Source organism: Paenibacillus sp. OV219, from assembly GCF_900110075.1.
Taxonomy (GTDB): Bacteria; Bacillota; Bacilli; order Paenibacillales; family Paenibacillaceae; genus Paenibacillus_Z.
Window position 1 is genome coordinate 63,462 of sequence record NZ_FOCJ01000004.1, and the last position, 11,888, is coordinate 75,349.

Annotated in this window: 13 protein-coding genes; 1 reads left to right on the top strand and 12 read right to left on the bottom strand. The window is 55.9% G+C overall.

Annotated features, from left to right (window positions below):
• Positions 1 to 26: 26 nt before the first annotated feature.
• The 7 genes from BMY11_RS12125 to BMY11_RS12155 form a co-directional block, all read right to left on the bottom strand.
• Positions 27 to 1,226, bottom strand: coding sequence for an NAD-dependent epimerase/dehydratase family protein (locus tag BMY11_RS12125; protein WP_177182608.1), 1,200 nt, complete (start codon positions 1,224 to 1,226; stop codon positions 27 to 29).
• Positions 1,208 to 2,071, bottom strand: coding sequence for a dTDP-4-dehydrorhamnose reductase family protein (locus BMY11_RS12130; RefSeq protein ID WP_090575891.1), 864 nt, complete (start codon positions 2,069 to 2,071; stop codon positions 1,208 to 1,210). The genes BMY11_RS12125 and BMY11_RS12130 overlap by 19 nt, the downstream gene beginning before the upstream one ends.
• Complete coding sequence (locus BMY11_RS12135; RefSeq protein WP_090575893.1) at positions 2,068 to 3,051, bottom strand: polysaccharide biosynthesis protein; 984 nt, start codon at positions 3,049 to 3,051, stop codon at positions 2,068 to 2,070. Before BMY11_RS12135 ends, BMY11_RS12130 begins: the two co-directional genes overlap by 4 nt.
• Positions 3,041 to 4,138 (bottom strand): non-hydrolyzing UDP-N-acetylglucosamine 2-epimerase, encoded by a 1,098-nt coding sequence (gene wecB / locus BMY11_RS12140; RefSeq protein ID WP_090576713.1) that lies wholly within the window; start codon positions 4,136 to 4,138, stop codon positions 3,041 to 3,043. The genes BMY11_RS12135 and wecB overlap by 11 nt, the downstream gene beginning before the upstream one ends.
• Before the next feature lie 43 nt (positions 4,139 to 4,181).
• A complete protein-coding gene (locus BMY11_RS12145; RefSeq protein WP_256217450.1) occupies positions 4,182 to 5,714 on the bottom strand; it encodes a glycosyltransferase family 4 protein in 1,533 nt (510 codons plus the stop codon).
• Between the two features lie 238 nt (positions 5,715 to 5,952).
• A complete protein-coding gene (locus BMY11_RS12150; RefSeq protein WP_371262815.1) occupies positions 5,953 to 7,104 on the bottom strand; it encodes a CgeB family protein in 1,152 nt (383 codons plus the stop codon).
• A gap of 41 nt (positions 7,105 to 7,145) precedes the next feature.
• Positions 7,146 to 8,237: a CgeB family protein gene (locus BMY11_RS12155; protein WP_256217427.1), complete on the bottom strand. Its 1,092-nt coding sequence runs from the start codon at positions 8,235 to 8,237 to the stop codon at positions 7,146 to 7,148.
• 241 nt (positions 8,238 to 8,478) lie between these two features.
• Between BMY11_RS12155 and BMY11_RS12160 the strand changes: the two genes are divergently transcribed.
• On the top strand, positions 8,479 to 8,685 hold the full coding sequence (locus BMY11_RS12160; RefSeq protein ID WP_090576719.1) for a cold-shock protein: 207 nt from the start codon (positions 8,479 to 8,481) through the stop codon (positions 8,683 to 8,685).
• Between the two features lie 412 nt (positions 8,686 to 9,097).
• Here the strand turns inward: BMY11_RS12160 and BMY11_RS12165 are convergent, their stop codons facing one another.
• The 5 genes from BMY11_RS12165 to BMY11_RS12185 all read right to left on the bottom strand — a co-directional run bounded on the left by BMY11_RS12165 (position 9,098) and on the right by BMY11_RS12185 (position 11,879).
• Entirely contained in the window at positions 9,098 to 9,400 is a 303-nt protein-coding gene (locus tag BMY11_RS12165; protein WP_090575903.1) for a hypothetical protein, read from the bottom strand.
• Complete coding sequence (locus tag BMY11_RS12170; protein ID WP_090575907.1) at positions 9,400 to 9,753, bottom strand: hypothetical protein; 354 nt, start codon at positions 9,751 to 9,753, stop codon at positions 9,400 to 9,402. The genes BMY11_RS12165 and BMY11_RS12170 overlap by 1 nt, the downstream gene beginning before the upstream one ends.
• Positions 9,750 to 10,097, bottom strand: a complete 348-nt coding sequence (locus BMY11_RS12175) for an alpha-helical endospore appendage domain-containing protein (protein ID WP_090575910.1) — start codon at positions 10,095 to 10,097, stop codon at positions 9,750 to 9,752. The genes BMY11_RS12170 and BMY11_RS12175 overlap by 4 nt, the downstream gene beginning before the upstream one ends.
• 21 nt (positions 10,098 to 10,118) lie before the next feature.
• Positions 10,119 to 10,406, bottom strand: coding sequence for a nucleoside-diphosphate sugar epimerase (locus BMY11_RS12180; protein ID WP_090575913.1), 288 nt, complete (start codon positions 10,404 to 10,406; stop codon positions 10,119 to 10,121).
• A gap of 111 nt (positions 10,407 to 10,517) precedes the next feature.
• Positions 10,518 to 11,879, bottom strand: coding sequence for a glycosyltransferase family 2 protein (locus BMY11_RS12185; RefSeq protein WP_256217428.1), 1,362 nt, complete (start codon positions 11,877 to 11,879; stop codon positions 10,518 to 10,520).
• Positions 11,880 to 11,888: the final 9 nt, after the last annotated feature.

Here is an 11,888-nt window from a genome sequence, read left to right on the forward strand (position 1 = left end):
CTCTCCATCAGCCCAAGAATATCGCTTCACTGCTTCCGAGCCGCTTCCAGCGTATCCCGAAGCGACTCCGTAAGCGAAATACGTACGCTCCAGCCGAGCGAGGCCAGCCCCTCGCAGCTCACAGGTACCGGCGATGGCGCATTGGAATCGCCGACCTCCCAGAGCAGCGGCTGCGCCGCCAATGCGCTGAACGCGTCCGCAATCTCGCCAAGTGAGCGCATATGCCCGGACGCGACCGGATAGACGCGCCCGCTCTCTCCGCCGCGCAGCAGCAGCTCGTATGCGCGAATCGCATCGCGCACGTCTAACAGATCGCGCAGCTCGGTGCGCGAGGATAACCGGAACGGCTCTGGCGTTGGCTCTCCAAGCGCCCCGGCACGCTCCACCTGCGCGGCATACCTCGCGAGCAGCGCGCATAGTCCGCCGGATCGGCCCGGTCCAATGAGATTGGACGGCTCTGCTACGATGACGTCCATGCCATAGAGCGACGTCCAGCTCTGCGCGACGAGCACCTGCATCGTTTTGCTTAAGCTGTACGGATGCGGCGGTGTGGGTCGGTACTCCCCAACACCTAGCGCGACTAGCGGGAAGCGAAGCATCGACCCCGCAACAACGACACGGCACTTAGCGGTTTTCGTTGCCTCATTGGTACTGGCTAGTTGCAACGAGGGAGACCGCGAGGCGGTTGGTGTTGCTGGGACGGTTGGGACGGTTGAAGTTCTTGGTGTGGTTGGTGTGGCTGATGTGGTTGATGTGGATGATGTGGTTGATGTGGATGATGTGGTTGATGTGGATGATGTGGTTGATGTGGTTGAAGTACTTGGTGTGGTTGAGGCGGTTGACGTGGGCATTACCTCACCACCCCCGCCAAGCCTCCGCACCGCTTCCAGCACGTGCACGGTCCCCATCACGTTGCTTTGCAGCACCGCGGCAGGATCGCGCCATGACGTGCCGACGGCATTGGCGCCGGCCAGATGCAGCACATAATCCGGTGCTGCCCGCTCCACCAGAGCCTCAACCTCGGCGCGAGAGCCGAGATCGCATGCCGAGACAGCATCAATCAAACTGAGCCATGCCCACTCTGGCGCGCCATCTACCGGCAGCCGGCGGACGACGCCGGTTACGGCCCAGCCCTGCTCGCTGAAATAGCGGCAAGCATGCTCGCCGCAGAAACCTCCCGCCCCCGTCACAAGCAGGCGCGGGCGGCTCACCCTTGCTTCATCCAAGCTGCGAGCTCCGCCAGCATTGGGACGTAGCCCTGCGATTGATAGCCCCAATCGCTGCGCGTCGACACGAGTGTCCGATCCAGGATGATGCGATCATCGGATACGATCGACACGCCATCAAGCTTGAATGCGTCCTGGAACAGCCGAAGCAGCTCCAGCTTGCTCACCGTCTCAGCAGCGGTCAAGTTGACCAGACCGCCAATCTCCGGATGCGACATGGCATAAGCAGCGGCCTTCGCAAGCTCCAATGTCGTCACGCCATTCCAGTACACCCTTGCGTACCCGCTCACAGTCCCTTGCTGCTCGAGGAACCATTTTAACAACCCGATACCACCCTGCCGAATTTCCGGTCCAATGATAGAAGTGCGAATCGTTAAATGCCCGCCGCCACCGCCAACACCACCATCGCCTCGATGTTCGCCAAGCGCCTTCGATTTCGCATACACGCTCGTGCCATCCGGTACATCGTCCTCCGTATACTTGCCCCGCATACCGCTGAACACACAGTCCGAGCTGACATGGATGACGCGTGCACCGATCGAATCCGCGACATGGCGCAGCCAATGCGGCAGCAGACCGTTCACCTGGTACGCCGTCAGCGGATGCGACTCGGCATCCTGATTAAGGACGCCGACCGCATTCAGAATGACATCCGGCTTTACCTGCCGGACCAACGCTGCAACCGCCGAGGCATCAGTCGCATCGAGCTTCAAACTTCGTCCCGCCGCATCACCAGTCCGCGTCGTGTTGACGACCTCCATACCATCCGTTCCAGCCGCCTGCTGGAAGTAACGAACGAACAGATGACCCGCCATTCCATTGCCGCCGATGATGAGCAGCTTCATGACAGAAACCCGCCGCGAACCAGCATAGATCGAATTTCATCCTTTGTAAGCAGCGATTGGCTCGAGCTATAGCTGTCGAAATCTACCTTCGGATATCTGTTGTAATGCTGGCGAAGTCCCGGAATCTCGATCGTCGGCAGGATAACCAGATATTCCTGGTCATACACCACCGTCGTCATGCTCTCATGGTCGGTCAGCAGAATCTCATGTATTTTCTCACCTGGTCTAATTCCAGTTTCAACCATCTTCGCAGGCATTCCGATCGACTCGATAAGCACTTCCGCAAGCTCCACAATCCGGCACGTCGGCATCGTCATAACGAAGATTTCGCCGCCGATGCTCTCGGCTGACGCTTTGAAGAGCAGCGTAATCGCATCTTGCAAGGTCAGGAAGAACCGCGTCATCCGCATATCGGTAATGCGAACTTGGCCCTTCGTCTTAATCTGATTCGTAAACAGATGGACCACGCTGCCGTTCGTACCTAGCACATTGCCCCCGCGCACGCATACAAACGTCGTATCGGAGTTAAGCAGGTTCGCATAAACGATCAACTTCTCGCCAATCGCCTTCGTCATGCCGTAGAAGTTCGACGGATTCGCCGCCTTGTCGGTTGAGATGTAGATGACGCGCTTGACGCGGTTTGCGATTGCGGCTTCGATGACATTTTGCGTGCCGATGACATTCGACTTTAACGCTTCATAAGGCTGGTCTTCACATACGGGAACATGCTTCAGCGCTGCCAAATGAAAGACATAATCGACCCGCTCGCACGCGCGCATCAAAGCTTCCTTATCGCGAATGTCGCCGATGCAGAAGGTAAGGCGTGGATCCTCGAACGTGCGGCTCATCGCCACCTGGCTGGACTCGTTACGGGAAAACACAATAATTTGCTCGGGCTGCTGAGGCAGCAGCTGGCGAATCAATTCGTAGCCCCAGGACCCGGTTCCCCCGGTGACCAGTATGCGCTGATTAGTAAACATTCCATTTCCCTCCAAGGACAAATTTAACCACTTTATCCGACACATCCTCTGCCAAATACCCGTCCGGACATTGCCATACCGGAGGCAGCTTCGTCATAACGACCGACGCTTCCTCAATCCGTGCCGCATTCAAGCCGCATACGACGTTGCTGCCGCAATCAATCGTCTCCGGTCGCTCCGTCGTCATCCGAATCGTCACGGTCGGCACATGGAACAGGCAGCATTCCTCCTGCACCGTACCGCTGTCCGTAATCGCGAGATACGCGCTCTTCTCCAGCTTCACGAAGTCGAAGAAGCCCATCGGCTCGTAGAACTCGACCCTCGGATCCATCGTCACCTGTACGGAGCCGCTATCAATCCGCGATCGCGTACGGGGATGAACACTGCAGATGATCCGCTTGTCAAACCGAGCTGCGACACGATTCAACCCCTCAAGAATGCCGCCAAGACGCTCCGGCACATCCACATTCTCCGCGCGGTGCGCCGTGACGAGCACGTAGCCGCCTGGCTGCAACCCCATTCTAATGAGCACATCGCTCGCATCAATTTGCGGCGTGTAATGCTGAATCACTTCATAGATCGGATTGCCTGTCAGCACGATCCGATTGCTCGGGAAGCCTTCGCGCAGCAAATTCCCTTTACTGTAGGACGTATACGGCATGTTGATGGACGATACGGCGTCGATAATCCGCCTATTCTTCTCTTCAGGCACCGACAGGTCGTAGCAGCGGTTGCCCGCTTCCATATGCACGACCGGGATGCCCATCCGCTCTGCGATAATGGCGCACAGCGCACTGTTCGTGTCGCCGAGCAGTAGGACGACATCCGGCTTATGCGTCGTCAAGATCCGCTCGATCTCCGCAAACATGACCGATAACTGGCCGCCAAGCGTCTGCCGCGCACCTTCGAACAAATAATCCGGCGGGCGTAACCCGAGGTCCTCGAAGAACACATCGCTGAGCGTCCGGGTGAAGTTCTGTCCGGTATGCACGAGCACATGTTTGTCGGCCAGCGCATCCAGCTTCCGAATGATGAGACTGAGCCGAATAATTTCCGGACGCGTGCCCAATATCGTTACAACTCGCATTCCATCCATTCCCTCCCCTCATCTGTTCAAAAAGTTCCCGTGGCTATCGGCGCGAGCGCTTCCGCCGCCCTGCGCCTCCAGCCGCGTTTCTCCGGCGGCTCCGCTGCCTGCCGCCCCGCAACCTTCTCCTTGCAGATCCGCCGGACTTGCGGCGGCGTCTGCGGCCAATCGAGCCACCGATCCGCCCCCGCCGGCGCCTTCTTCTTAGTGCCGTGCCAATCGGCGCGCCTTTCGGCCATGCGGCAATGACGGCGTCCGGGAGGACACGCGCCTCTTCCATGCTGTACCCCATGCGAAGCAGTAGCTTCATCGATCGGAACTGACGAAGCACGCCGTCCTCGTACAAGTAAACGGATGGCGATCCCGTGCTTCGCACAAGCGTCAGAGGAATGTAACCCCGAACGCTAAGCTGCTCCACGAACATGCGCAGCCGCTCGCGGTAAGCGGTGATGCCGTATACGGCATGCGCGGCCTGCGCATTGCGCGCGCTAACCGCTTGCAGCGCGACATCGTCGGCGAGCAGCGAGGAGACCGCGCCAGTCAGCATCGCCGAGTCGCCGGTCGGCACCGTGAAGACCTCGTTGCCCGTAGCTCGGCCTATTTCAGAGAGTCCGCCAGAGCCATAAGCGACAACTGCCTTGCCGAATACCATTCCTTCAAGCGCCGTCATGCCGAAGCCTTCGATGGTTAAACTAGGAACAACAAGCAGATCCATTGCGGGGTACACACTCTCTACCTGCTCCTCGAAGCGGATCCACCGGAACCGCTCCATCAGCCCCCGTTCCCTCGCAATGTCGAGGCAGCGATTGAAATAGCCGGGATCGACGGGGTTGCCGACGATGAGATACATGGCATGCGGATACTGCACCGCGGTGTTTACCGCCATCTGCATGAAGTGCTCGAGCCCTTTCGCTTCGAAGATCGACGAAGAGATATAGCCAACGAAGCGGTGGTGATCCTCGATACCTAGCTGCCTTCTTCGATTCACCCTCTGCATGCTCCAGCTGCCCGGCGATAGCACCTCCTGGTCCCAGGAAGGCAATATGAGCGTCGACTTCGCACTTAAGCCCGGCGTGCTAAGCGGGGACAGCGTCGATTCGGAGATGCCGATGACATAGTCGGAATACTGCTCGATAATCGAGGCTGCCATGCCGGAGTGCGTCGTATCGCGGAGCGTCTCCATCACCGACCAGATGACTGGAATGCCAAGCGCCTTGCCGACGATAGCAGGCAGCGGATGGACGCAGGTATTCGCGAGGATGATATTCGGCCGTTCTCCGTCAATGAGCTTCACAAGGTCGCGCCATGCCGATTCCCTTTCACTAGCGGCGATCTCATCTTGCATAAGCGGCAATGCAAGATAGAGAGGGACGACAAGCGGAATGTGGTGCACAATGACCGTAATGCCGAGCTTCCTCGCATTCGCGGCAATGACGCCTTCGTTCGGCACGACGAGCGTGCATTGGAAGGATGGTAGCAGCTCTCGCACCATAAACAGTAAAAGCTTCTCTGCGCCGGTCACATACTGCGGACTGCAAATATGCGAGAATACCAGCATTTTCGGTTTCACACTCACACGCTTCAATCGGCCTGCCTCACTCGTTTGTTCGAAACGAGCAGGCGCTCACCTCCGCCCGTTAACTTTGCAGCTTCCTACTGGCTACTTATAAACTCTAAATCTCCCAGTTGTATAATATATTGAGCAGGCCTTCTAATTGGCACGACACTTGAACCCTATTCAAACGTACAAAATACCGCTTCTCGCGCTCCGCCTTCTGCATGGATGGACAAACGCACAAGTCTGTTCTAGCCTCTTAACCTGGAAAAAGAATCGCTAGCATCGCTTCAATCCGATTGTTGTACGTATGCTCCGTCAACGTCCGGTGCATGCCTTTCATGGCAATCGCTCTTCGCTCATCTTCATGCGCGAGATAATATTGGATCTTCTCTACCATCTCTGCAGGTGTTGCATAAGTGACAATATCAACGCCAGGGGTATAAAAAGAGACCAGATCGCTGCGCACATCCGTCAGTTGCAACGTGGCGCAGGCGGAGATTTCAAACGTGCGCGGATTCGGCGATACAGCCGGAATACCTGCGCTATTGTTGTTGAACGTCTCATCATCATGGGCGCGATGCATGTTAATGGCGATTCTGGCTCCGTTGTACATGTTCGCCGTCTCTTCTGGTCCCATCCAGCGGCCAAGACCGATCTTGCTCGCCATCTGTTTGAAGTCGCGTAGCCGCTCCCACCAGATGCCAGAAATATGCGTGTCCTTCGTTTCTAAGTAACGCGTCACCTGATTAAAGAACTCGACACGTTTCCAATAGGCAGAACCGATGAAGCAGATGTCATGACGCTGTGAGCGAAGCGGATTGCGCGGCCTGAAGTACGCCGGATCCGCGCCGAGCGGCAAATAATGGACGCGCGGACAGCCGAGCTGGCGGTAGTAGTCGACACAAGTGAGCTCCAGTGTGAAGACATCGTCGAAGAAAGGCGCGATCCCCTTCGTAATGTCCGTATAGTAGGGGTCGTCGGTAAACCAGATCGCCGTCCGAATGCCGGCTTCGCGCATCCGCGCCGCGTGGATGACGTTGAACTGCAAACCGTCCAAGACGATAACAATGTCAGGCCTGATCCGCAATGCAATATCGGCGACAGGCTGCTGCGAATCGGTAATCGTCAGCTGGGTCACTTGTCCGCGCAGCGCATTCGCGACAGACTCGTCAATCGGGGAATAAGGAAATCCTTTACCCGTCGCCACGAACATGACATGCGCTTGTCTTAGGCCGAAGGGGCGGATCGTACGCTGCAGCACCGACTCGCATTGTCCAAACCAATGACCGTGCTGCCAGCCGAGCCGGTGCCCATCCGCTCTTCCTCTGGCTATACCCGGAAACTTAACTAGCTTGCGACCACCTCTACTTTGCCGTCTGCGTAGCGATTTTCTTCTCAATGCAGCCACTCCTCTCTTGCTTCTCGCACTTGCGTGAAGACTCGCACGCACTACCATTTCAGCACCTCAGCTACCGTATGAAGCCGCTGTACGAAGGAGTGATCGGCAAGTGCGCGCTTCAAGCCACTCAGCGCGATTCGGCGGCGCTGGTCTTCATGAGTTAAGTAATAATTCAGCTTAGCAACCAGCTCACTCGGCGAAGTAAAGGTTTCAAGCTCAATACCTGGCCGAAAATAACTCGTCAAATCTTCACGCTCATCCGTCAGTTGAAGCGTGCCGCAAGCGGCGATTTCAAACGTGCGCGGATTAATGGAGCGGCCTGGCAAATTGAGACTGTTCTTATTGTCCTTGCCTGCTTCAGTCGTGCGGTGCATATTGATTACAATCTTCGCTCCATTGTAGTAGCGGATAGATTCCTCAACCGGCAGCCAGCCGTGACGAATGAACGGCTTCAGCTGTTTGTAGCTGCGCAGCCGATCCCATAGTCCACCGGCGATAAATACTTTGCGCCCTTGCAAGTACGGGGCGATTGCATCGAAGAGCTCGACGCGGTTCCAGAATGCTTGCCCGATAAAACAAATATCACTGCGGTATTTGGCCTCCACCTTCATCGGCTTGAACAGCTGCGGATGAACGGCGAGCGGCATATAGATGACCTGCTGGCAGCCGAGCTCCCGGTATAGCTCGACCGTGCTCAGCTCATGGGTCAGCACGACATCATAGCGAGGAGCAATGTGTACCGTATCTGCCGTCACATACGGATCGTCGGCAAACCAAATTGCCGTCCGTATTCCTAGCGCACGCACAGCATCGACCTGTTCTAAATGATTGCTTGGAAATACATGCAGCCCGTTAAGCACGAGCATCCAGTCCGGTCGTATGAAGGAGGCCTGCTCCGCCATAATCGAAGGATCAGCTACATGCACCTCGCGCACCGTCTGGCGAAGCGCTTCAACAATGCCCGTATCAATCGCCTCAAAGCCTTGCGGGATGTATAGAATGCACACATTCAGCTTCTTCGGCGCCGGAAGAAGGATGTGCTGGCTAATCGAATCGCAGCCGCCGTCCCTTTGGCCGCTCGCATACCCCGCCGCGAACCCTGCCCTTGCCGCTTGAGCAATTCCTTTTCGCTTTAATCGCACTCACACACACCTGCCCCATCATGTTCTGCACCATATATATATGCGAGTGACAGGCAAGGCTCTTGGTCACTTGTCCGCGTAAGCGGCTAAAATTGGCGTTTGACCCTCTGCAGTATTAAAAAAAAGTAGTATAATTATGGGAGTACAGACACATATTAAAAGAGGTTAAGCAAGCAGAGACGGTGTCGCTCGAATTGCGGGTGAGGCCGATTTTGCGTGAAATACGAGGGGGGTCTTGATTATTCATTTCTCAAAGAAGCACGTTGAACCGATTCCGGAAGAACAGACAGCCATTTGGACATGCAGTAATGAAGATTGCTCCTGTTGGATGAGAAACGATTTCTCATTCGGAGAATTTCCAAGCTGTCCGATTTGCCATTCCAGCATGACAAGCGATACGAAGAGCTTGCCTGTGCTGACGAACGGCACGAAACGTAGCTTCCAGTAAGCACATCGTGACTTGCCGCGAAAACGACAAATAAAGCCTCTCCATGCCGCGCGCAGGGGAGGCTTTATTGAGGTTATAGAAGTTAATCCAACATGAAAACGACAGGTTTTCAGATCCTCAGACTTATCCGTGAAGGCAGGATATTATAGAAAATAGAAGCAAGCATATCCACTACAAACGCGATCAACGATTCCACCCGTTCGTTCTAACGACCTATCTTCCCGTAAGGATGTGATGACTTGGCGACGCAGTACGAGAGGCTTAGCTCGAAGCTTCTGACTTATACATTGATATTTCTCAGCTGCTACAACAATAAAGCCAAGAGTCGCCTAGGCCGACTCTTGGCTTTAAGTGTGTTTCCGGCATTCCGCCGCCTGAGCGAGCACGGACTGCCGCTTCCGCTCCTTCTCCATCAAGGCTGCTGCTCGTATGCGAGCTGATGCCCATCCTCGAACCCTTTGGCAAAGCCGAGGTTGTAGCCTTGGTTGTACGCTTGATCGAAAGCGCGATTATAGCCGCTTTGCCCTCTATACAGGCGCTTGCGACCACGCTGCAGCCTGCGCTGCCTTGACGCGCCGCTCTTGCTGCCGCTTCCAGTCTTCACCGTACGTTTGCGCTGCTTTCCCGTGGCTTTAACTGCTGGACTTATACTCTGCCTGCGTGCTCCTGCCGCTTTGCTAATCTTCATACTTCCTTTGCCTGCAGCTGCTGGCATCACACTGAATTCCTCCTCTTCCGTCTTGGCGGGGATTGGTGCCTGCTTGCCTTGCGCTGCTCATCCCACTCGTTGCTGAACCAAGGCCCCGCAGGAACTCGTTTGCAAGCCGGTCTGCGTTTGGATGCACGTGGAGCGCGATCCGGTTCTGCCGCCACCTGCGACATCGCCTTGAACGTCTGTTGCAGGTCGGCTAGCGACTTCATATTGCTGGATATCACTTCCGCAAGGCCAGGCGATTGCTGCGCCGAATCCGCGATCGATTCCAAAATGCGGGCAACCGCCTGCTGGCTGCGGGTTAACGAAGCGATCAGCTCAAGCCGAATCTGCCGCTCCTTCTCATTCCAGTTCATTCAAATTTCTCTCCCAGGTCGAAGGTGCCGCCGCCCATCATGCCCCCCGTCCCATTTCCCATATTCATTTCGTCTACATGGCGAAGTGCGGCCTTCAGCACACTGGTCATGCCTTGATTCAGCCTCGCGAGGCCATAGATAACCTCAACGAGCTGCTCATGTACGTTCTGCGACGATTTGAAACGGTCCTGCTCTTCTACGAACGCATCGGCCGTCACATGATTGCACAGCCACGAGCGCACCTTCTCGGCTTCGACTGCTTTCGCTTCAAGGATCATGGCGACATTCCATTGCACCTTGGCGGAAGCGTCCAGCATTCTTGCATAAGATGTTTCCCGGCTCATTCCCGCACACGCTCCTTGCCGCTATTCCTCGTCCTCAATGATAAGCTCTTTCATGACCGCTGTAATGGTGAGTGCCAACGATTCCTGGAGCTCGGCAATGCTGTTCAAATAAGCGACGACGTTCTTCGTCACCGCCTGCGAATTATCCATCAAACCGCCGAAGCCGCCAAAATTCGGATGCTGATCCGGCAGCCCATGCACGAGCTGCGACATGCGCACAGCAACATGGCGCTCTGCCTCCAGCACGCGCGCCAGCTGTTCATGAGAATGGGACATATGCTCAATGATTTCAGTTACAATATGCTGCATCAGGAGAGGCTCCCTTCTCTTTACGTTCACATCTCAGGCGGTTTAAGTCTCTACACTAGCATATGCGCGGCGTCTGCCGCATGGCACACGCCTTTTGTTATGCTTCCTGGATTACAAGTGCTCAGCCGTTCGAATTGGCGCAATAATTGGCAGCCCTTCGGGAAGCGCAGCGACCTGCTCGGCTAACAACGGACTGCTCGGCTTCCAGACCAAGTGCCAGCCTTCCGCCGCCTTGCTACTAACCACTCTGCGCCTAAGGCCATTTTCCAACATATACAACATACCGTCCGTCCCTCTTCCCATCAGCCCCTCTGACCACGGCAAGCCTTCCACCGTGACGCCATGCCACTTGGCCACCGCTTCCTCAGAGGAGATTGGCTCGCCAACCGGCCAGCGCCGCAGCTCGACACGCGACAGCCGTGTTGCCGGTACTGCAACTGGACCGACAATCGGACGTCTGATGCCCTCTTCAATCCAATAGAATGTCTCGTGTCCGCCTCGAACGATGACATGCTGCGGGAAGAAGGCTGTCTCGCCTGCAGCTGATGACTCATGCCCCATCCCTTTTACGACATGAACGAGATCATGGGGATTGCCCCATTTGTCCATATATACGTGCATATTGTGATCGTTGACGACAGGTAGCCGCTCACCTAGCGCCTTCATGCTCACGCTGCCAAAATGATGGATAAACGTATCGCGCGCAATAATAAGCGAGTAACCCTGCAAGCGAACACGAATGTTGTAATCGTCGTCCTCATAATTGCCGACAGTGAACCCTTCGTCCATAAAGCCCGTTTTCTCCCACACCTCGCGGCGCATAAGCAAACAGAAGCCTGTCAGTCGGTCCGTCCGCTGCCATCTCGCCGGATTCGGCGCATTGTGCTGCCTCGCGAAGTTCGGCATCCCTTTCACCGTCTTATAAGGGACTTCAATGCGTTGGTCGCCACTGATGTAGTTGGTGACAGGACCGACCATGCCGATTGCAGGTGAGCTGTTCAAGCATGCGAGCATATTGCTCAGCCAGTTCTCCGCGACAATCGTATCGTTATTGAGCAGCAGCAAATAGGAGCCTCTCGCCATCATCATACCGACATTGATTGCCCCTGCGAAGCCGCGGTTTGTCTCCAGCACGCGGTAGCGAACCGCGCTTCCGAGCGTTGCCAGATAGGCTGCCGCGCCGTCGGTGGATGCATTATCGACGACGATGATTTCGTAAGGTGGATGCGTAAATTTACTGATGCTTGTTATGCACAGCTTTAAGTATTCGACTTGATTGTAATTTGGAATAATAATGCTCGTGCCTTCAAAATACGTGCCGAAGCTGTTTTGTCCCGTTCGCAGCCCTTCCTGATAGCCAAAATCCATCCCGGTCCGATACCGGCCGGACCAGGTAGGAATCGCCACCCGCCCCCGCCCCCGCCGCTGCATGGGGCGGCGCTTCGGACGACGCGATTCCGCTTGCTTCCTCATCGGTTCATC

Excerpts from the sequence above, each read along its gene's own strand:
- BMY11_RS12185 (WP_256217428.1), bottom strand. The coding sequence starts at position 11,879 with ATGAGGAAGCAAGCGGAATCGCGTCGTCCGAAGCGCCGCCCCATGCAG.
- wecB (WP_090576713.1), bottom strand. The coding sequence starts at position 4,138 with ATGCGAGTTGTAACGATATTGGGCACGCGTCCGGAAATTATTCGGCTC.
- BMY11_RS12135 (WP_090575893.1), bottom strand. The coding sequence starts at position 3,051 with ATGTTTACTAATCAGCGCATACTGGTCACCGGGGGAACCGGGTCCTGG.
- BMY11_RS12175 (WP_090575910.1), bottom strand. The coding sequence starts at position 10,097 with ATGAGCCGGGAAACATCTTATGCAAGAATGCTGGACGCTTCCGCCAAG.
- BMY11_RS12170 (WP_090575907.1), bottom strand. The coding sequence starts at position 9,753 with ATGAACTGGAATGAGAAGGAGCGGCAGATTCGGCTTGAGCTGATCGCT.
- BMY11_RS12165 (WP_090575903.1), bottom strand. The coding sequence starts at position 9,400 with ATGCCAGCAGCTGCAGGCAAAGGAAGTATGAAGATTAGCAAAGCGGCA.
- BMY11_RS12130 (WP_090575891.1), bottom strand. The coding sequence starts at position 2,071 with ATGAAGCTGCTCATCATCGGCGGCAATGGAATGGCGGGTCATCTGTTC.
- BMY11_RS12180 (WP_090575913.1), bottom strand. The coding sequence starts at position 10,406 with ATGCAGCATATTGTAACTGAAATCATTGAGCATATGTCCCATTCTCAT.